At 46.8% G+C, this 20,636-nt stretch carries 16 protein-coding genes; 8 read left to right on the top strand and 8 right to left on the bottom strand.

The window, feature by feature from the left end; genetic code table 11:
• Positions 1–186: 186 nt before the first annotated feature.
• Positions 187–2,499, top strand: coding sequence for a YgiQ family radical SAM protein (locus R2X38_RS05020; RefSeq protein ID WP_317521060.1), 2,313 nt, complete (start codon positions 187–189; stop codon positions 2,497–2,499).
• A gap of 75 nt (positions 2,500–2,574) precedes the next feature.
• On the opposite strand, the gene R2X38_RS05015 is transcribed toward R2X38_RS05020, so the two are convergent.
• The 3 genes from R2X38_RS05015 to R2X38_RS05005 form a co-directional block, all read right to left on the bottom strand.
• Entirely contained in the window at positions 2,575–2,730 is a 156-nt protein-coding gene (locus tag R2X38_RS05015) for a hypothetical protein (RefSeq protein ID WP_317521059.1), read from the bottom strand.
• 83 nt (positions 2,731–2,813) lie between these two features.
• The gene (locus tag R2X38_RS05010; protein ID WP_317521058.1) at positions 2,814–4,625 is read right to left on the bottom strand and encodes a sensor domain-containing diguanylate cyclase; all 1,812 of its coding nucleotides are present in this window, start codon (positions 4,623–4,625) and stop codon (positions 2,814–2,816) included.
• A gap of 380 nt (positions 4,626–5,005) precedes the next feature.
• Positions 5,006–5,749 (bottom strand): DUF2884 family protein, encoded by a 744-nt coding sequence (locus R2X38_RS05005; RefSeq protein WP_317521057.1) that lies wholly within the window; start codon positions 5,747–5,749, stop codon positions 5,006–5,008.
• 176 nt (positions 5,750–5,925) lie between these two features.
• Between R2X38_RS05005 and R2X38_RS05000 the strand changes: the two genes are divergently transcribed.
• Positions 5,926–6,405, top strand: a complete 480-nt coding sequence (locus R2X38_RS05000; RefSeq protein WP_317521056.1) for an NYN domain-containing protein — start codon at positions 5,926–5,928, stop codon at positions 6,403–6,405.
• A gap of 102 nt (positions 6,406–6,507) precedes the next feature.
• Here the strand turns inward: R2X38_RS05000 and R2X38_RS04995 are convergent, their stop codons facing one another.
• Positions 6,508–7,182, bottom strand: coding sequence for a cation transporter (locus tag R2X38_RS04995; RefSeq protein WP_317521054.1), 675 nt, complete (start codon positions 7,180–7,182; stop codon positions 6,508–6,510).
• Between the two features lie 192 nt (positions 7,183–7,374).
• Between R2X38_RS04995 and R2X38_RS04990 the strand changes: the two genes are divergently transcribed.
• The 3 genes from R2X38_RS04990 (at position 7,375) to aqpZ (ending at position 10,001) form a co-directional block, all read left to right on the top strand.
• The gene (locus R2X38_RS04990) at positions 7,375–8,259 is read left to right on the top strand and encodes a LysR family transcriptional regulator (protein WP_317521052.1); all 885 of its coding nucleotides are present in this window, start codon (positions 7,375–7,377) and stop codon (positions 8,257–8,259) included.
• Between the two features lie 94 nt (positions 8,260–8,353).
• The gene (locus R2X38_RS04985) at positions 8,354–9,175 is read left to right on the top strand and encodes a UDP-2,3-diacylglucosamine diphosphatase (RefSeq protein WP_317521051.1); all 822 of its coding nucleotides are present in this window, start codon (positions 8,354–8,356) and stop codon (positions 9,173–9,175) included.
• Between the two features lie 136 nt (positions 9,176–9,311).
• Positions 9,312–10,001: an aquaporin Z gene (gene aqpZ, locus R2X38_RS04980; protein WP_317521682.1), complete on the top strand. Its 690-nt coding sequence runs from the start codon at positions 9,312–9,314 to the stop codon at positions 9,999–10,001.
• Positions 10,002–10,073: 72 nt separating this feature from the next.
• On the opposite strand, the gene R2X38_RS04975 is transcribed toward aqpZ, so the two are convergent.
• Entirely contained in the window at positions 10,074–13,139 is a 3,066-nt protein-coding gene (locus R2X38_RS04975; protein ID WP_317521050.1) for an FAD-binding and (Fe-S)-binding domain-containing protein, read from the bottom strand.
• 148 nt (positions 13,140–13,287) lie between these two features.
• Positions 13,288–14,730 (bottom strand): phosphatase PAP2 family protein, encoded by a 1,443-nt coding sequence (locus tag R2X38_RS04970; RefSeq protein WP_317521049.1) that lies wholly within the window; start codon positions 14,728–14,730, stop codon positions 13,288–13,290.
• A gap of 219 nt (positions 14,731–14,949) precedes the next feature.
• Between R2X38_RS04970 and R2X38_RS04965 the strand changes: the two genes are divergently transcribed.
• The 3 genes from R2X38_RS04965 (at position 14,950) to R2X38_RS04955 (ending at position 19,491) form a co-directional block, all read left to right on the top strand.
• Positions 14,950–16,593, top strand: coding sequence for a VRR-NUC domain-containing protein (locus R2X38_RS04965; RefSeq protein WP_317521048.1), 1,644 nt, complete (start codon positions 14,950–14,952; stop codon positions 16,591–16,593).
• 555 nt (positions 16,594–17,148) lie between these two features.
• The gene (locus R2X38_RS04960) at positions 17,149–18,435 is read left to right on the top strand and encodes an outer membrane protein transport protein (RefSeq protein ID WP_317521047.1); all 1,287 of its coding nucleotides are present in this window, start codon (positions 17,149–17,151) and stop codon (positions 18,433–18,435) included.
• Positions 18,436–18,663: 228 nt separating this feature from the next.
• Positions 18,664–19,491 (top strand): pirin family protein, encoded by an 828-nt coding sequence (locus tag R2X38_RS04955; protein WP_317521046.1) that lies wholly within the window; start codon positions 18,664–18,666, stop codon positions 19,489–19,491.
• Between the two features lie 253 nt (positions 19,492–19,744).
• Here R2X38_RS04955 and R2X38_RS04950 read toward each other — a convergent pair whose 3' ends face one another.
• Together R2X38_RS04950 and R2X38_RS04945 are read right to left on the bottom strand one after the other, a co-directional pair.
• The gene (locus R2X38_RS04950; protein ID WP_317521045.1) at positions 19,745–20,215 is read right to left on the bottom strand and encodes a DUF2947 domain-containing protein; all 471 of its coding nucleotides are present in this window, start codon (positions 20,213–20,215) and stop codon (positions 19,745–19,747) included.
• Between the two features lie 142 nt (positions 20,216–20,357).
• Positions 20,358–20,576: a hypothetical protein gene (locus tag R2X38_RS04945; RefSeq protein ID WP_317521044.1), complete on the bottom strand. Its 219-nt coding sequence runs from the start codon at positions 20,574–20,576 to the stop codon at positions 20,358–20,360.
• Positions 20,577–20,636 lie beyond the last annotated feature (60 nt).

Here is a 20,636-nt window from a genome sequence, read left to right as displayed (position 1 = left end):
TAAAAAAGATGTAATACACAGCGAACGTGGTAAACTGCTCCCCTTTTAAACACCCTATACTATTCTCTAGCGCCCGATATGACTCCGGCGCTGTTTTCGTTGGTATAGGTAAAAGACACAAATAATCAAAAAGGCCGGGCATCTGTATGCCCCGCTATGCCCCATTTTGAGAAAAACTGTAAGCAAATGATTTCAGACAAAATTAACGAGTATCCAAAGTACTGGGCGGAATGCTACGGTACCGCACCTTTCCTACCGACTAGCCGTGCCGAGATGGACGCGCTGGGCTGGGATAGCTGTGACATTATTATCGTTACCGGTGATGCCTACGTCGACCACCCTAGCTTTGGTATGGCCGTCATCGGACGTTTGCTTGAAGCACAAGGTTTCCGTGTTGGTATCATTGCGCAGCCTGAGTGGGGCAATAAAGATGCCTTCATGGCACTGGGGCAGCCAAATCTGTTCTTCGGTATCACCGCCGGTAACATGGACTCCATGATCAACCGCTATACCGCCGATCGTAAATTGCGCCATGACGATGCTTATACGCCAAATAATGAAGGTGGCAAGCGTCCTGACCGTGCGGTACTGGTTTATTCTCAGCGTTGCCGCGAAGCGTACAAAGATACCCCAATTGTTCTGGGTGGTATCGAAGCCAGCCTTCGCCGCCTTGCCCACTATGACTACTGGTCAGATAAAGTCCGTCGCTCTGTGCTGTTTGATGCCAAAGGCGATATTCTGCTATTTGGTAATGCTGAGCGTGCCTTAGTGGAAGTGGCCCATCGCTTGGCAGATGGCGAAAACATTGCGGATTTGACCAATATCGCCGGTACAGCGGTTATCATGCGCGAGTGCCCTGAGCACTATAAAGAGATCGACTCTAGCCGCATCGAAAAACCGGGCAAGGCCATGCCGATGCCTAACCCATATGCGACAGAAGAAACCTGTGCCACCAACAAAAATGAAAAAGCACAAGAACCTGAAGCTAAGCCGGTGCAGATCCAACCTTCTCGCCATGATGCCGAAACAACAGTAGTTCGTCTGCCTTCGTTCGAAAAGCTGCGTAACGACCGTATCTTGTATGCGCACGCCAGCCGTGTGATGCACTTGGAGACTAACCCTTACTCAGCACGTGCCTTGGTGCAGAAGCATGGTGATCGCGAGCTGTGGATTAACCGTCCGCCAATCCCTCTGACTACAGAGGAAATGGATTATGTATTCGGCCTGCCTTACGCACGTGTACCGCACCCTGCATATGGCAAGGCGAAAATCCCGGCTTATGACATGATCAAGACCAGTGTTAACATCATGCGCGGCTGTTTTGGTGGCTGTTCATTCTGCTCAATCACCGAGCACGAAGGACGTATTATTCAAAACCGCTCTCATGAGTCAATCCTCAGTGAGCTGGAAGACATTCGTGACAAAGTACCGGGCTTTACCGGCACCATTTCTGATCTAGGTGGCCCAACAGCTAACATGTATCGCCTAGGCTGTTCCGATCCCCGCGCTGAGAAGAACTGCCGTCGCCCATCATGTATCTTCCCTGAGATCTGTAAGAAGCTCGATACTGACCACAAGCACACCATCGACCTGTACCGCAAGGCACGTAACGTTGATGGCATCAAGAAGATCATGATCGCTTCAGGAGTTCGTTACGACCTCGCGGTTGAATCACCAGAATATGTCAAAGAGCTGGTGACTCACCACGTCGGTGGCTATTTGAAGATTGCCCCTGAGCATACCGAGAAAGGCACACTGGATCTGATGATGAAGCCGGGCATGGGCACCTATGACCGCTTCAAGGAAATGTTCGAGAAATTCAGCAAAGAGGCGGGTAAGAAACAGTATCTGATCCCTTACTTCATCTCTGCCCATCCAGGCTCAACCGATGAAGATATGCTGAATTTGGCCTTGTGGCTGAAAAAGAACGACTTCCAGTGTGATCAGGTACAGAACTTCTACCCATCGCCGATGTGTAATGCCACTGCGATGTACCACTCGGAAACTAACCCGCTCAAGCGTGTTAAATACAAAAAACGTGAAGACTTGTTTGTTGCCAAAGGTGAACGTCAACGTCGCTTGCACAAGGCTCTGTTACGCTACCATGACCCGCTTAACTGGCCGATGATCCGTGAGGCACTGATCAGCATGGGCAAAAAGCACTTGATCGGAGACAGAGCAAGCTGCTTGGTACCAGAAGAAGGCAGCGACGCTGAGATGACACCAGCACAACGCCGCGGATCAGGCCGCCATGGTTCAAAACGCTTTGCAACCAAGCACCCTAACCAGCCAGATATCCGTAAAGATGGTAAGCGTGGTGGCCAGCGTAAGAATGGTAGCCACTCCGGAAGTAACGGTAATAACCAAGGAGCCAAGCAAGGCAGCAAGCCAAACGGTAGCCGCAATGGTTCATCATCGAACGCCAGAAACGCCCCGCGTAATGGCAAACCAAACCAGTCACGCTCTGGTGGTAAACCAAATCGCTCTCGCGCACGATAACCTTACCAATCTTAAAAAAGAAAGCCCGCAGTAGCGGGCTTTCTTTTGCATAACATACATTCGGAGGGTAAAAACCTATCGCATCAATTCTGAGGCCATCAATCCCACAACGGCAAGTGCCACCAGCACCCCGAAGCCAATCAAAATTTTCTGTTGCGATTTCTCATCAAGATACTTGGTGACTAATGCCCCCAGCAACAAAAGTATAATGATCACAGCAAGCTTCAGCATCTCAACACCACCATGAATATTGGCTCATATAACAACCATATCAGACCGATAATGCATGATCTGTCTAGCCAATCATGTTTTCACTATTCGGCGAAAGTCGTTTGTAACATACTGTTTAAACAATAAATCACTACTTGATTTTTTCCACATGCTTTCGCTTGGTAAAGTGCCTGATCAGCCCTGGCTATGGATGTTTCCATATTTTCGCTGATCTCCGCCCCCCCTATGCTCACGTGCACCCGGCATGACTTACGGCCACTTTCGATAACAACAGAAGCGATACTAGAACGAATAGAGTCCAACTTTGCTTTTGCGGCCGGTAAGTCTTTAGCTGGCAGCAAGATAGCGAACTCTTCACCTCCATAACGGGCCACGACAGCAGGCCGATCACTTTCCTGCCTCAGGCAATTTGCCACAGAGGTGATCACTTTATCGCCGAACATGTGCCCATAGGTATCATTGATAACTTTGAAATCATCAATATCTATCATGGCAACATAGCACTTCCCGTTTGCTTTGAGCTGCTTTTCAATCTGGGCTTGCAGGTAATTCTTGTTCATTAAGCCAGTCATTGCGTCCGTTTGCTGGATTCTTAATGCCAACATGACGTGCCCTAACGCCCCTTGCGCATACGTTCTCAGCATATTGATAAAGAACGGCAGCTCCAAACGCGGAGCGGTAATATACAACAGTCCGATTAGCTGCTTATTCTTGGTCAATGGGACCCGGATACAGGTTTTACCTGGCGCAAGAAAGGCCGATAGGATGTCCGGTTGCTTTTCTGGCAATTTTGCCAAGTTTCCCAGCCTTGATGCTAAATTCAGTCGTAACTCTTTCTCAGAAATACAATGCTTACACTGAGCCGATTCAAAATCTCCAGAGTAGGCATTTCGCATATACAAATGGATTGACTGACAGCCAATTACCCCTTCAGCCATTTGCTTCAACGCATCAAGCAGTTCTGGGATACTCTCGACTTCACTGAGTTGCCTACCATAAATATGTACTCGGTGGATAATGTAAAACGATAACCCAATAATTAAGATAAAGACCAAAAGTGATAAAGTCACAGCGCTAATACTGAAAGTATGCATAATGATTTCAGACTTAGCCGCACCGGATAATACAACCCAGTTATGCAACGGATCGGCGTCATAAACGCTGAATTTTTCTTTAGCCTGATACTCGTAGGAAGGGATGATACCTGTCCCCTCACCCTCCTCGATAACGGCCAGCAAATCTTGGCCCACACTGACCGAAGGCGTTCCGATCCTGCTTGAGTCCGGGTGCATGACGATATTTCCGGTCCCTCGCTCAACCGCATAAACATAGCCATTATCCAATGTCTTGAGTAGCGATAAGTTTTCGTACAAACTGGCGACATCAACTTCCAAAATAACCCGAACTTCTTGCCGCTCTAAAGGTGCCAGCACGGCAACAAAGGCAACCGTCCACTTTTCAGTGCTGTCACTCAGATATATTGGCGTGATATAGGTTTGCCCCGGTTTCGCTGGCTTATACCATGGACGTTTGACAAACTGATGTGTCGCTGCTTCTTTATAAAAACCATCGGTGCCATAGTAATTACCGTAAGCCAACAAGCCGACTTCGAGATATTTACTCTTTTCACTGACGATGGTTTGCGCCGCTTCCATCAGGCCTGGAATGCTGTTTTTCTCTTCCCAAAGTTGCTCCAGAAGATACATATGACTCTCAGCTGAAGCAAAATGATGCTCCAAATATTCGCGTGCAATGCGTACATTTGAGGTCGCCTGGCTGATTGCTGCTTTTTGGTTATTTTTATATTCGCTGTAGCCTACATAAATTAATAAGCTTAAGACTGATATTACCAGCGGAAATATAATGGAAATTAATAATCTGGGCTGTACTTTCATGTACTTCAATGACCTTTGAAGTTTATTTTTTGTCACTCGGTCAAAATTTTGACCGAGCGTAGTGCAACATTATCCATATGTGGAAGAAAAGCGCTTTTAGTTATAGAAATCAAAGCGCTATTTAGTGAGCTATTGCACAAAACTTCGCGAAACGAAGTAAAACAGCCTACTTTATATTCAATAAATAAGGGTTCATAAGAAAAATGAACCAGAAGAACAAACCAATAATAGAAAATAACTCCAATACATCAAACATGCATCATGCGACAGCTTCACTGCATAAGGCAAAGCCAGCACATAAAACAGAGTCGCCACATAAAACTAAGCCCTGCATTGCAGGGCTTTAAGCGAGAAAAGTTACAACACCTACAACTACAGCCCTAGATATAAAACATCGGGTGATCTTTCAGCTCAGGAATGACTTTTTGCAGCTCCTGCTCTTCTTCAGCCAAGCCTTCGATAGATTCACACACAGAACCTGCCTGCTCGGCGACTTCACCAGAGCGTTGGCGTATTTTATCCTGTAGGCTCTTTTTCAACTCAGATAGCTGGGCCTGGAATTCAGAGAAGCTCAGATCGCCGCTTTTCATTTCCTCAGAGAGGGAAGCAATGACACCCGATACCGACTCGACACTGATATGCTTCAGGGCATCTTCAAACTCTTGCTTCCAATCGGTCTCCATCGACCCGAACACATCAGCCGGCATAACAAACTCGCCTTCAGGGTAAAACTTCTGCTTGGCCTTCGCGCTGTACTCATCAACTAACTGTTCTGCACCAGCGAAAGCATCACTCTCTCCGAAGTGCGATGAAAGCTCATCGATAACCTCTTGCGCAATACTCGCGCCATCATCGGCGAGATCTGCCATTTTGGGCAGGTACGATTTCACATGCTCACTGTAAGATTGCAAGGCTTGCGTCTGCTGCTCAGAAAGCGCAACTTGCTTGCCATTAATAAATAGCTGGTTAGCTTCATTTATCAAAAGCTTCGGCTCACCGCCTTGGTAAACGGAAACCTGTTCACCAGAGATATGGATATCATTCGGTACATTAACCGGACAACTTTGGGCAAAACTTCCTGTCGAGCAAGCAAGAAGTGACAAGGCAATAACGGATTTTTTCATGGCTAACTTCAATCTTATCGATTTTGTTGCCCTACTTTATACCCAAACTACTGCCTAATGCCAGCAGATAGCGGCACGTTATTCAGTAGCCCTTTGAATTTTACCCCAGCCGAAGATTACATATTACAATCACTTAGGTATATACTACCCCTTGGCCCCATCAAGAAAGAGTTACCGTGGAAAAAGTCGCTATTTTTGTCGATGTGCAAAACATCTATTACACCGTCAAAGACACCTATGGGTGTAACTTTGATTACAATGCTTTTTGGGCTGAAGCTACCCAAGGCAGAGAAGTTGTGGCGGCGTACGCTTATGCCATTCACCGTGGTGACGAAAAACAGCGTCAATTCCAAAATATTCTTCGTGGAATTGGCTTCGACGTTAAGCTCAAACCTTTCATCCAGCGCAGTGATGGTTCTGCCAAAGGAGATTGGGATGTGGGTATCACTCTCGATGTAATGGAGCATGCGCCAGATGTCGATCGTGTCATCTTGCTATCGGGAGATGGCGACTTCGACCTCCTTGTTGATAAGGTGCAAGGCAAGTACGGGATAGACGTAGAGATCTATGGCGTTCCGGGACTAACCGCAGCATCACTGATTAACACGGCCAACTTCTTCCGTGAGATTGAAGACACGCTGCTGCTTAAACGCTAGACAGTATTTTCGATAAAATAACACTATTCGATACAACAATGGGTAGGAGCCAAGCTCCTACCCATTGTTACTATTCACATCGACTACGCTAACTTATTTCGATTAACGCATTTCCGTAAGTGCTTTATATTCTGTGGGGCCACGCAACTCCTTTAGGGCACCAATCATCATCTTCAGCGGTACAATCACAAAGTACACAGAGGCAACGACTACCATCACAGGGTCTGCGTATACAGAATATGCCGCCAAACCGATATACTGCATCACGGTTGCCAAAATAAAACCCACCATTACCGCACCACTGATCACCATATCCATCATCCACTGTTTTGATTCAGCAACGACTAAGTTAGAGCCTGACTTTTGGCCATACTTTCTCATCACAACATACGTTGCCAAGCAACCGACGACGTTAATCACACCAAAAAGAAGTGCTAAACCAGTATCAATATCTCGGCCACCATCGAGTATTGCCACAATGGCTGAGCTGAACGAAATACAGCACATGAAAGTGATCACTAACCCTTTAAACGCGATGACCATCGGCTCAACCTTCTGGAGCGCTTCAGAGTCTTTTCGTGATGGCGAGCGAATATACGCTGCAGCCATCAGGGATAACACGGTCAACGCCAAACTGACTAATGAATAAGCACCGTCGAAAATAATAACCAGCGAGCCCATCCATAGACCAAAACCGATCCCTAAAACAGCAAACAACAGCGCAGAAAATGTTGAAAATTGTAAAAGCTTGCGCTCTAGTGCCACATTACATTGCATAACTACCTCAGTGCAGAGTCTCTATTTCCCCTGCGTGATTCCCAATTTTGTTTTCACTGATGATCATACCGAGGCAACTCAAAAGCTGAAAATCACTGAGCGCCAATTTTTTTGACGCTAACACAGACTTTCTTTATAGGATAAAGGATAATTACACTTACTCGCATAACCTACTCAGAACACAGGATCACGATGAAACTCAGTCAATTAGCGCTGTTTCTAGACACCTGCGAAACGGGCTCGATTACCGAAGCCGCCAAACGGAGTGGCAAAAACCGAACGACGGTCAGTTCGGCGCTTAGCGCACTTGAGGATGAACTGGGCGTATCGCTCCTTGAACGAAGTGGAAACCAGGTACAGCTAACGGAAATCGGCGACTCAATCAGAAGTGATGCCGAACGGATCATGATGATCGCCAATGATATCCACGCAAAATGCCAACAGCACCTCGAAGGTGTTGAATCAGTATTGCGGATAGCCAGAGACGACGCCCTTCCGGAAGCCTTCTGGCGCCAGTTAGTCCACGATCTGAGTGTCAAATACCCGAATAGCAGTATCTCTATCTATGTCGCGCCACCTCCCGAGCTTGATGAAATGGTCGAGCAGAATATGGTGGATATGGCTTTTTGTTTATTGCCCACGACCGATAACCTGCCCAAAAATCAATATACCCAATTGGGCCAGATTAGAATGATGTCAGTAGCACGGGCCGATCACCCGCTTAACAGCCTGAGTGAAGTGCTTAGCGACGACTTGGCTCATGCGACAGAATTTGTGCTGGCAGCGATTAAAGATCAAACGCTTGTCGCAGTGTCGCCCACCTCTAGCAACTATATCGCGCTGACCTTTTACGAACACCTGCGCAATGCGGTGCTCGATGGCAATGGCTGGTCTACTGTTCCATCCGTGCTCATCAATAGCTATTTGCGCGATGGTACGCTAAAGGTGCTCAACCATTACCAGTCGATGCGCTGGCAGCCTTACGGGGTGATATATGGCAAGCATATCCAGCTCGGGAAAGTGTCAAGATGGCTTTCAACCCAATTGGAAGCTTATCTAGACAAGGAGTCGAACTAGTTGCAACTGACATGACGATGTCACGATAGCTCAAACAAAGGGTCATGTTTACGCTCTAGCGTTATATAAACCCAAGCTACTTCAAGGAAGGGACATGTCAGTCACACATCACCGAACTATTTGGCTATCCGACATCCATTTGGGCAACAAAGACTGTAAAACCGATTACCTGTTGGACTTTCTCAATAAGAACAAGGCCGATACCCTGATCCTGGTCGGCGATATCATTGATTTGTGGTCCCTGAAAAACAAACACTATTGGCCAGAGAGCCACAACCAAATCATTAAGTTACTACTGGAGCAAGCCAGCGCTGGAACTCGGATCATCTACATTCCTGGTAATCACGACAGCTCAGTGCGTAAGTTTGTACAATACAACTTCGGCCATGTCGAACTTCATGACACTTATATCCATACAACGGCCAGCGGTAAGCGCATTTTGGCAATTCATGGCGATCAATTTGACAGCGTCGTATGCCATAACCGCTTTCACGCCATGGTTGGAGATGTCGGTTATGATTTTCTACTGTTCATCAACCGATGGTGGCACCTGTTCCAGAAACTGCGTAACAAGCCTTATTGGTCTCTCGCCACTTATCTGAAATCGAAAGTCGACAAAGCTAACCAAGCTATCGAGCGTTTTACCCATGCTGCAATCAACCATGCCCGCCAACAGGATGTCGATGCCATTGTCTGCGGCCATATCCACCACCCATCCATTGTCCAAGACAAGGAAATACTCTATCTCAATGACGGTGACTGGATTGAAAACTGCACCTGTATCGCCGAAGCATTTGATGGCGGACTATCGCTGATAAGTTGGACAGACAGGTGTCAGGAAATAGCACGTAACCACTCTTTGAAGATGGTCTCGGACAGTGTCACAGCGTCTGTCTCAAAAGATAGAGTGGCATGATTTAAAAAGATAAAAACACAATGAAAACGGCTTATCGAACTTCACGTTTCAGTGTTGAGTCTGTGTCTCAAATCAGGGTTTCTACACTTAATGGACACATTTTTCGGTGGTAACTCATTAAAGGTAGGCCTAAATGATAAAAAAACTAGTGGCCGAGTTCATCGGGACATTTTGGTTAGTACTCGGTGGTTGTGGCAGTGCGGTATTATCGGCAGCCTTTCCTGAAGTCGGGATTGGTTTGCTGGGGGTGTCGCTCGCTTTCGGGCTTACCGTCGTAACGATGGCCTATGCTATTGGCCACATTTCAGGGTGTCACCTTAACCCCGCAGTCACTGTCGGCCTGTGGTCAGGCGGTCGTTTTCCTGCCAGTGAGGTTATTCCCTATGTTGTCTTTCAGGTTCTAGGGGCAATTGCTGGCGCATTTGTTCTTTATATTATTGCGAGCGGCCAAGCGGGGTTCAGTCTAGAAGGCGGGCTTGCTTCCAATGGCTATGGCGATCATTCCCCTGGCAACTACACAATGATGTCTGGCTTTATCACCGAATTTGTAATGACTTTCATGTTCCTGATTGTCATTCTGGGTGCAACCCACAAGTTAGCTTCACCCACCATGGCAGGTTTGACCATTGGTCTAGCGCTAACCCTGATCCACCTTATCAGTATTCCAGTCACCAACACCTCTGTTAACCCGGCTCGAAGTACAGGCCCTGCCGTAATGGTCGGTGATTGGGCTATGACTCAGCTCTGGTTATTCTGGTTAGCGCCGTTACTTGGTGCGCTTATCGCTGGATTAGTCTATCGGTGGCTTTCCCCTAACGACGATTAAGCGACACACAAAAAGAATGCGGCCAAACGCCGCATTCTTTTTTACTGGTTGCAAACACCTGCGATTATAGCCCTATCGGCTAGTCAAAATCCGAACGAGGACTTGGACTGGATGTTTCATTTTAATGTGCTCAAAACGTTTTGCCTGACTACGACAAGAGTAACCTGTCGCCAAACACCTGTCGGGATCCAGCTTCGCCAAATTAGGCTGCCAGCTTAGGTCGAAAACACCTTTTGATACTTCTAGTTTATCTTTCTCATGGCCGAAAGTCCCCGCCATCCCGCAGCAACCTACGGAAACAGGCATCAAGTTGGCACCAAAATGACGGAATATGGTTCCCCACTCTTTTTCCGCATTAGGTAGTTTGGTTTTCTCGGTACAGTGCGCAAACAAATACCAGTCATCACCTTCGACTTGAGGTACCGCTGGTTTTTCTGCCAACAAAGGAAGGAGCCACTCATGGGCAGTCAGCACTTCAAAATCACCACGCTTGTCACCCAAGATTTCGTTATATTCATCTCGATAACACAGCACAAGCGCTGGGTCGACCCCCATCATAGGAATACCCAACTGAGACAGTTGATTGAGAAAATCCGCTGTATTCTTGGCAGTTTTGGCAAACTGGCGCAAGAAACCTTTCACATGCTGCGCCTTACCGTTCGGTTTAAATGGCACGAGCATTGGCTTTTTACCTAGCCTTTCTGCAAGAAATACCAGGTCTCGAACAACTTCAGCATCATAATAACTGGTGAACGGGTCCTGTACGATCAAGACATAGTCCTGACGCTCACGCTCTGACAGCGCTTGAAGCCACTGCAGATCAAACCGCGTTGAATGGTGTCCGTCCAAGCTTTCAAACAATGTCGGTACAGACAGGGCTGGCATATCGACATAGCCTATCGTTTTTGCTGTCAGGCTCTTCGACCAGTTCGGGCGCATAATCGCATTGAAGGTTGCCGGGGCTCTGGCCATCAATGGCAAATAGCTTTCAACATACGCGACAAGGTAGTCTTTGGCCGGACGTTGGTAGCGGCTGTAGTAAATGTTCATGAAACGCGAACGGAAGCTCGGTACATCGACTTTGATCGGGCATTGGCTAGCACAGGCTTTACACGCCAAGCACCCATTCATTGCCTCCATGACCTCGTGGGAGAAGTCGTAGTCGTTGCGTTTGGCGCCAAAGGTATTCCTAAAACGGTCTATGATTTGCTTCACTGACGGTGAACTGTCCATCAATGACTTTTCAATCTCGACAGGATCAAGGCCCTGCTCGGAAAGCTGTCTTAGCCATTCTCGTACCAAGCCTGCCCGACCCTTCGGTGAGTGGCGGCGATCAGCGGTTATTTTCATTGACGGACACATCGGCGAACTCGTGTCGTAGTTGAAGCACAACCCGTTGCCATTACACTCCATCGCCTGTTTAAAGCTGTCACGCACTTTCACTGGGATCTGGCGATCAAAATAGCCACGTTTCAGGCCATCCACTTTCACTAACTCAGCGTCACTTTCCAGCGGTGTACAGATTTTACCTGGGTTCATCCGGTTATCCGGATCAAACGCCGCCTTGATTCGGCGCAATTCGGTAAACAGCTCATCACCGAAGAAATCCGGCCCATATTCAGAGCGATAGCCTTTGCCGTGTTCGCCCCACATCAGGCCACCATATTTAGCCACCAAAGCAACCACTTGATCGGAGATTTGCTTCATAAGGCGCTCTTGCTGGGGATCACACATATCGAGCGCAGGACGAACATGCAACACCCCGGCATCTACGTGGCCGAACATGCCGTAATCTAGCTGGTGCTCATCAAGCAACTGGCGGAAATCAGCAATAAAGTCCGCTAAATTTTCCGGCGGCACACAGGTATCCTCGGCAAATGGGATCGGTTTTTTACTGCCTTTTGCTGCGCCTAGCAGTCCCACCGCCTTTTTACGCATATTGTAGATTTTTTGGATATCAGAAAGCTCGGTACATACCTGATAACCGATAATGCCATGCTGTTTCTTCGCCAGCATCTCATCAAGCTGCAGACACAGATCATCGACTTGTTGCTGGTTGGCTTTTGGATCATTACTGGCGTATTCAACAATATTGATACCCAGCATCTCTTGATCGGGCACGTCCGTGATCAGCTCACTGACTGTATGCCAAATAATATCTTGCTTGGCGAGATTCAAAACCCGAGAGTCGACAGTCTCTACCGAGAGTGCCTGCGCTTCGACCATCATTGGGGCATTGCGCAGCGCTGAATCGAAGCTGTCGTATTTGATATTAACTAAGGTACGGGATTCTGGGATCGGTGTCAGGTTGAGCTTGGCTTCGGTAATGAAGGCCAAGGAGCCTTCCGAGCCACACAGCAATCGCGTGATATCAAACTGGCTCAGTGATTCATCAAAAACGTTTTTTAAATCGTAACCGGTTAGAAAACGGTTGAGCGGCGGAAATTTTTCGACAATTTGCTCGCGCTTTTCTCGGCATACCTGTTCAGACACTTTGAGAGCCTGACGAGCAAGCTCCGTTGCTACAGGCAGTGACTGAATCGCATCACTTTGCAACGGCTCAGTGTCCAGCACCGAACCATCAACCAATACCGCCTTGAGGCCCAGTACATGATCTGAGGTTTTGCCGTACTTAAGCGACCCTTGACCTGAGGCATCAGTATTGATCATACCGCCTATGGTCGCACGGTTACTGGTAGAGAGATCCGGAGAGAAAAAGAAACCATAAGGGCGAAGCGCATCATTAAGCTGATCTTTTACCAAGCCGGTCTGAACCCTCGCCCACCCTTCTTCTGCATTGATTTCCAGCACCTGGTTCATATGCCGCGAGAGGTCCACGACAATGCCCGGGGTCAGCGACTGGCCATTGGTTCCTGTACCACCTCCACGGGCTGAGAATGTAATACTGCCGAAAGGCTTAGTCTGTGCCAGTTGGCCGAGAATAACCAAATCTTGGTTGTTGGTGGGGAAAATAACAGCCTGTGGAAGTTGCTGGTAGACGCTGTTATCCGTTGCCACTGCAAGACGGCTGGCATACGAACTTTCTATATCTCCACAAAAACCCGACTTTTCAAGTTGTTGTAGGAATGACAGTACTATTTCTTCAGTACCGTTTTGGTGTGTCAGTGCTGGTAACATTGCTCTCCTTGTCCAGTATCACGCCGTATCCTACGACGACTGGCCTCTCCATTGCTTTATAATTTGGTTGTCGTCACACTTTACCCCAGCAGGATCGGGAAAAAAAGTATCCGCTTCAATCCTCTGCCCCGAATACCTTTTTTACGCATTAAACACACCATCGGCCCAACTGGTAGCGGACCCAAGCAGAGCCTGAAGCAAGCCAAGCCCCTAGTAACAAATAACCGAATCCCTTGATCCCCAATACAATTAAGCTCACCGTTTGCATGGCGGCAATAGACGTTGTCACACCATAAATTCCAAATGCACCAACCAGAACACAGGCACTTGCTATAAGCTTCCTTGAAACAGAAAGCTCTAGTGTTAACTGGTTTATCTGCACGGCATAATCAATAGCGAGGAAGATCCCCAATAGAATTGCAAATAAATACGCTTGCACTGGCACAAGCGAAATACCAGCCACCGTCCCGACCATCACACTCAGGCCAAGCCAAAACCAGCGGTTAGTGAGTTGCTGTTGAAAAGCCGTAAATTCATAGGTGCGCCAAACGATAAACATGGCAACGATGACAGTGCTGAGCATCAAACTCAAAATCACGTCGCTAATGAAATGGACACCGAACCAAACCCTCGCGACTCCCTGTCCAACGATCAGTGACAGCACCAACAAAGCAACCATGATTTTTGACCATATCGTTTTGAATTTGAGCTGAAGTAGATACCCCCATACACCAAGGAGCAATGAAGCCATTAAAATATGCCCGCTGGGAAAGCCAAACCCATACGCATTGACTTTCTGTAGTGCCGGAAAAAAGAAAAATGGTCGGGGCATCATTAATCCATGCTTAAGCAACGAAGCACCAAACAAAGCAACCAGCATCAAGAAAGCCATCTCAAGGAAAAACGGCATTCGGCCATACCCTGCTATCACAACCGCTATGATAAACACAAACCATGGCTCACCCAGAACACTGATGCCATACATCAAGACACAAAAAGTCCACTGCAAGGAAGACGGCCATGTCGAAATGTAATGTTGGAACTTGTCGATTAGCCCCAGCTCATAATCATGCAATAAGCTGATTTCAGCGTCAAAACGATCGTAAACCTTCACCTCACTGTCAGGGGTTTGTGCAAACCATTGCGATAACAAGGCTGCATCTTCTGCATAGCGGTAATCATCGACTTCTATCGCAGACGGATTGATGAGATAGACACGTTCCACTTCTGTGGCAAAGTGCTTGGAAAACCATGACGCCACAATAGGATAACCGCGGCTATCTTTAAATGAAGACACTAAAATAGGTGAACTCGCCTTACAGGCAAAAATCGCTGCCCTGCCACGGTATTGAATAAGGTGCTCAACCTCAACGGCAATCCCAGTTTCTTCGAGTGCTTCACGCGCAGCAGCTTCTTGAGGAGTATCACCTTTATCGATATATCCCCCGGGTAACGACAACTTATTAGTGATAACCTCTGACAGCATGATTAAGTTATCCCCATTGCGGATCACGCATACCGCCCCCACCAGGTTGTCAGGTTGCTTGCTTGCATCTATTGCACTTTCATCGGCAACAGTGCTAAAACTCATTATTGCCAATAAAACAAGTATAAAAAACTGGATGATTGGGTTTGGTTTCACCGGTTAAGCCAATTGTTTTTTGAAGGATAATGATTTGAATTCTACCAACAAAACAACACTCAAACCATTGAAATCAAAAGATGATATCTCTCTTTCGAGCCCTATCATGCTACTTTGATAAAACCATTATTAAATAACAACTTTTATACCATCAACACATGAAGCGCTATGAGTAACCAAGCCGTTTTCCCTGACTTAGCAGACACCTATTACCGAGATAATTTCCATTGCTTGGTGAGCACTGTCATTGAACAATATTCTGATTTGTTATCCCCAGAGGAAACACTTTGGTGCAACACCTATTTTGCGCTCAGTGAAGCGGCTCAATGTCTCTATATCAGGTTACTCACCCGAAAAGGACCTTTTTTTAGACGCGATAAAATCCGTTATCCAGAAATCAAATTACTACCCCAAGCTTTTACCGAGCTGAACCGTGTCGGGCTGATCACTCTAGAGCCCACTGATATTTCGCATTGTGAATATTGTAACCTTTTCACAAAGCCTGAGCTTATCAGCCGCTTTGATTTTCTGTCGGGTTATAAGCAAGCTAAGAAAGCAGAAGTTATTGAGCAAGTCACCCTTCATCAACCGGATCTCAATAACTACAGTAGTGATGTACTGAAAGCCCACCATGCAGAACACTTGGCGGTATTTTGCTTACTTTTTTTTGGCAATACCCACCAAGACCTCAGCCAATTCGTTTTAGCCGATATCGGTATTCAACAATTTGAAAGCTACCCTATCGATTCAGCCTACCGCCTTTTTAAACACAGAGAGCACATTGACAGCTGGCTGGCTTTATCCAAGCTGGCGGACACTTACTGGCAGCATAAACAAGCAAAAGACAACCAAGCCATCGCTGAGATGCAGTTTAATTTGCCCGATGCATTCGACTGGCAGCCATTGGAGCGAAAACGCCAACGTCTCATCAATCATATTGCCCGTGATCTAGAAAGGCTTGGCAACCATGACGCAAACCGTTTAGAGCAAGCTCTGACTCTTTTTCAGCACAGTGAGCGGGCACCGTCCAGAGAGCGGCAAATCAGGATCCTGGATAAGCAGGGAAAAACCGAACAAGCACTCACACTTGTAAAACAGATTCTCGCAACACCACAAAACGAAGAAGAAGCCGATGTGGCCGACGTCCTCAACCACCGTTTGCTCAACAGGTTGGGAGACAAACAGCCACCGAGGAGAAAGCCAACCTTTGCCAATGAAAAAATTCAGCTGAAACCGCAACAGTCATGTGTTGAACTGGACGTCGCCGACTACTACCAACAACAAGGTTGGCAAGCCTATTACCTCGAAAATACCCTACTTTGTGGTTTGTTCGGCCTTGCGTTGTGGGACCTTATTTTTTCAGCCCAGCAAGGGGCTTTCCTTAACCCCTTCCAGCGCTCACCAAAAGATATGTTTTCGCGTGATTTCTACCTCAACCGCAAACAGCAGATAGATGAGCGCCTCAATCAGCTGGAAACTGGGGAATGGGAAAAATGGTTAGCGGTATATAACGCCAAACAAGGGCTCAGCAATGACTGGGTCCATTGGGGCCTGATCACTGAAGAAATCATCATAAATGCGATTTCAACCATTCCAGTAACGGCCTTAACCGCTATTTTCAAACGGATCTTGTTCGATCCGAAAAACAACCGCAGCGGCTTTCCCGACTTGGCCTTGTTTAAAGAAGGGCAATACTGCCTTGCCGAAGTGAAAGGCCCTGGAGATACCTTGCAAAGCAATCAAATCCGATGGCTTAAGATGTTTGAGCAGCATGGCATTACGGCCAAGGTAGTCTATGTGGAATGGTGCTAGGGCTGTATTTTGGCACCATTAAACTGTAACAATATATGAATTAACAATGGTTAACTTGTACTAAATTTGAACAACCAAAAGCAATATAATGCAATAAATAACAATTAATGATCATTTAAAATTTAGAATACGCAAAGGCACCTTGGTCATTAATTAGAAGATTAAGCATGAAATACTGGAACTATCCGCAACTGAACGCAGTAAAATAAAAACAACAGGCATAGTCACGAATTTATGCCATTATGGTAAATTATGGAGTTGTTCAAATCATTAAAAACATACGCTTAGCCTAAGCATATACATAGAGTAAGTAACCAATGTGAAATTATAGAGTATTTACTTTATTTTTAGTTTAAACAACCCACCTTAAATACGCCCCTAAAATTATCGTTCTTGTTAGCCAGATTAATATTTTCACTAACAACAAACCGACAACATTTTAATTTTAACTGGTCTGATTTGTAGTCATTAACCAGCCACCTAAAATCCGCCCCGAATATATGCAGCAGCATCGTTCGCAATATACCAAATTACATAAAAACTAAAGAATTCTCTATGTTCAAGAAGCGTTTGTTATCCTGTGCTGTATTAACAGCACTCTCTGTTACGTCTGCACAAACTATGGCAGCCGGTTTCCAGCTCAATAGCCAATCAGCAACGGGCCTTGGCCGTGCATTTGCCGGTGATGCAGTTATCGCTGACAATGCCTCTGTTGCAGCGCGCAACCCGGCCGCAATGGCACTATTTAAGGAAGCCAACTTTTCCATTGGCTTCAACGTTATCGAAGCTGATGTCCGCGTAAAATCTGGTACTTACAACCAGCCAGTATTTAACATCAGTGACCCTTCGCTAGGATTCGAAAGTTACGATATCTCTGGCACTAACGATATTGGTGGTACCTCTTTCGTGCCCAACGTACACCTAGTCATGCCACTCAACGACAAATGGGCCTGGGGCCTGTCGGCCTACTCCAACTTCGGGACCACGACCGAGTTCAAGGATGACTTTGCCGCGTCTATTTTCGGCGGCAAAACCAGCGTGATGAGCATGAACCTGGGTGCCAGCTTATCTTACCGCCTCAACGAGCAATGGAGCATCGGTGCCGGGCTCGACATTATCTACGGCATGGGTGAGCTATCCCGTGATTTTGATGCGCAAGGATGTGCCAACCTCCCATTTATCGGCACACAATGTCAAGATATCAAAGCTAATGTCGTCGATGTCGATGCATCCGGCGTGGGGCTAGGCTGGAATGCCGGCTTGGTTTACGAGATGAACGAAAACCACCGCTTCGGCCTGAGCTACCGCTACAGCCCGACAGTCAAAGCCGAAGGGGATGTCAAAGGCGGCCTATCTACAGCTAACTCAATGGACTTGCCTCTACCTGATATGGCCGAATTCTCTGGCTACCACCGCTTGAGCGATAAATTTGCCGCACACTACAGCCTGCAATGGGTCGAGTGGAGCGCCTTTGACTCGCTGCAAATTGCGGGTATCAACAAGGAATACGCTTGGAAAGATGCTGGCCATGTTTCAGTCGGTGGTACCTATTACCTCAACAATGACTGGACACTGCGTGCCGGGTACATGTACGACATCGCAGCGACCGATGAGATTAAGTCGATCTCGATCCCAGACTCGGATCGCCAATGGTTTTCTGCAGGTTTCACCTACCACATTGACCATAAGCAAAATATCGATTTCGGCTTCACCTATTTGATCGGTGAAGATGTTACATTCGACGAAACGCTCAACGACGCTTTACCGGTACCGTCTATTACCGATGCGACCACGCGTTCGGATGCGATCATGGTCGGCCTGCAATATAGCCGCTCGTTTTAATCCATAATCCATTCGATTATCTCTCTAAACGGAAACCCAGTGCGGTTTCCGTTTTTGTCTTCTCCCACGACAAACTGTCAATTTTCTGTTTTTTTTCATGAATTAGCATGGTGAAGCCCCAGTCTTGGGTCTAAGATTTATTGTATCAATTTCATGATTGCAGCATGTTTCTCTTCCCTGTTAATCAGAGTGCATGCTCATCGTCGCATCACGATATTGGTCAACGCCATGAGAAAGACAAGAACCGTACAAAAAATCCGTTTTGGCAGAAAGCGTGGCCTATACACAACATTTATCAGGCAGTCTGAGCTCGAGCAGCTAAACCCGTTTGTGCAATGGGATCATTACACCGCTAAAGCGCTGATACATTCCAAACGCCTCAACTATCAGAGCCACTCAGGGGTTGATGCTGTCAGCTATCCTGTGATCGGCAAACTTAGCCATCATGACTCTACAGGCAACCACGTCACCCTTGCCAGTGGCGATGTCCATATTATGACATCAGGTGATGGTATTATTCATAAGGACATCATGACGCCGCAAAACGGGCAAGTGGAATCCTTTTGCCTGGGTACCATTCTGCCTGCAGGGCAAATGGAAATGTCACCGGCTAGCTGTATTAATTTTGATACCCAACAATTGCCGCTTATCGAAGAGCATGACTCGACAACGAAAGTGATTATCGGGAGCTATAAGGGCATCGCAAGCCCTGCGAAATACAGTATTCCCATGACATTCCTCGATATAATGATTGCGCCATATGGATGTTGGTACTTCGACACCGACCCTGAGCAACTGGCAGGATTTGTCTATCTTCGCTCTGGTAGCGTGTATATCAGCGGCAGCCAGCTCCATAATCATCAAATGGCAACCCTAAGCCAGTCACCATTACCGATTGAAGTGCGTACCAGCAAACTCGGGGCCAGGATCTTTATTGTGACCGGAAAACCTCAGCAGCAGCCTTTAATCTCAAACCATCACTCGGTTCACTCATCGCAGAAGAACATGTCAAAAGCGACTCAAAATATCGACCGCTTGATGACGACAAGAAAGTGATCTTGGCTTAACAACCACACAATAAGCGAGATCCATCGCCACGATGTTGTTGCCTGTATCGCCGGGGACGAATTCGATATTGTCTTATCTGAGGGGCAAAACAGTTCATCTATACAAGATACGACAAATGAAATAATGGAATCTATTGCTATGCCGATGAAAATTGAAAGTTATCAATTAATCATTGAGGGATCCGCTACCACCATAAAGCGCTTTTCGGTGGTAGCGAGCAATCGTTGAACCGGAGTAACGATTAGCGGTTAGCTAAACGAAATGTACCTTTTGAGCTGAACCAAACGGCCTGCGTTTTTTTCCGGCCTAGCAACATTGGACCATCATCAAAGAACAGGAAATTTTTCCAATTGCGCTTGAACACATCCCATTTTGTTTCAATCACATTGTACTTTTCGTAGCAGAAGAACACGGTGGTGTTATCTTCCCAATCAAGAAAATCCAACAGCTCTTCCGGCATTTCAGGTTCGTCGCTATCCCAAGCTTGTTGCCAATCAATAGGTGCAGACCAGATCTTGTCGTTATGTGCCCAATCCCCTTTTTCAAAATGATCAGCATCAGGGCTTTGACGACTGACATGCTCCCCCCAGATCTGGGCAGATCGTGCTTGGGTAAAGGGTTTGATTAAGGCCAAGTCTGATTCGGCAACTGGCATAGATGCGTGGGTGAAAATCCACTTGCGGGAATAGTTATCTAACTCTACGTGGTTCATTGGACGACCTAACAATTCAAGACGGGGGAAATGTACCTGAGTCGTCCCTATTGTGCCAGTAGTTATCCGGTTTTAACGCTAATTACTCTATGACTCACATCAATCGAGCGGTGACTTACCGCTCGAGTACCTGAAATTATTGCTATTTTTTTTGATCCCAGAGATTACTCACCCAACCGCCCACGGCATCATCATAATGACACCCCGTATAGTGTTTCTCGACAACGGTCGATTCTTGCTTGTTGGATTCAATCAATTTCGAAATGTGGCATGCCATCGGATCGCCACCTGTCGTCAAGCGACGTCGAGTCGCTACTTCTTTGATGATTTGCAAGCGGTAAGCCGAGTTCATTTTCTTCATCTTTCCACACCTCTATTGATTGAGCCCAAATAAAAATAGGAGGCGTTAAGAAAATCGTCA

Source organism: Photobacterium rosenbergii (assembly GCF_033022775.1).
In the GTDB taxonomy this organism is placed as follows: Bacteria; Pseudomonadota; Gammaproteobacteria; order Enterobacterales; family Vibrionaceae; genus Photobacterium; species Photobacterium rosenbergii_A.
Note: the sequence above shows the minus strand (reverse complement) of the source record. Positions and strands in the feature narration are given on the sequence as shown.

Excerpts from the sequence above, each read along its gene's own strand:
- R2X38_RS04985 (WP_317521051.1), top strand. The coding sequence starts at position 8,354 with ATGTCAGTCACACATCACCGAACTATTTGGCTATCCGACATCCATTTG.
- R2X38_RS05020 (WP_317521060.1), top strand. The coding sequence starts at position 187 with ATGATTTCAGACAAAATTAACGAGTATCCAAAGTACTGGGCGGAATGC.
- R2X38_RS04995 (WP_317521054.1), bottom strand. The coding sequence starts at position 7,182 with ATGCAATGTAATGTGGCACTAGAGCGCAAGCTTTTACAATTTTCAACA.
- R2X38_RS04945 (WP_317521044.1), bottom strand. The coding sequence starts at position 20,576 with ATGAAGAAAATGAACTCGGCTTACCGCTTGCAAATCATCAAAGAAGTA.
- R2X38_RS04955 (WP_317521046.1), top strand. The coding sequence starts at position 18,664 with ATGAGAAAGACAAGAACCGTACAAAAAATCCGTTTTGGCAGAAAGCGT.
- R2X38_RS04960 (WP_317521047.1), top strand. The coding sequence starts at position 17,149 with ATGTTCAAGAAGCGTTTGTTATCCTGTGCTGTATTAACAGCACTCTCT.
- R2X38_RS05010 (WP_317521058.1), bottom strand. The coding sequence starts at position 4,625 with ATGAAAGTACAGCCCAGATTATTAATTTCCATTATATTTCCGCTGGTA.
- R2X38_RS04950 (WP_317521045.1), bottom strand. The coding sequence starts at position 20,215 with ATGAACCACGTAGAGTTAGATAACTATTCCCGCAAGTGGATTTTCACC.
- R2X38_RS04990 (WP_317521052.1), top strand. The coding sequence starts at position 7,375 with ATGAAACTCAGTCAATTAGCGCTGTTTCTAGACACCTGCGAAACGGGC.
- R2X38_RS05015 (WP_317521059.1), bottom strand. The coding sequence starts at position 2,730 with ATGCTGAAGCTTGCTGTGATCATTATACTTTTGTTGCTGGGGGCATTA.
- R2X38_RS04975 (WP_317521050.1), bottom strand. The coding sequence starts at position 13,139 with ATGTTACCAGCACTGACACACCAAAACGGTACTGAAGAAATAGTACTG.
- R2X38_RS04965 (WP_317521048.1), top strand. The coding sequence starts at position 14,950 with ATGAGTAACCAAGCCGTTTTCCCTGACTTAGCAGACACCTATTACCGA.
- R2X38_RS05005 (WP_317521057.1), bottom strand. The coding sequence starts at position 5,749 with ATGAAAAAATCCGTTATTGCCTTGTCACTTCTTGCTTGCTCGACAGGA.
- R2X38_RS04970 (WP_317521049.1), bottom strand. The coding sequence starts at position 14,730 with ATGAGTTTTAGCACTGTTGCCGATGAAAGTGCAATAGATGCAAGCAAG.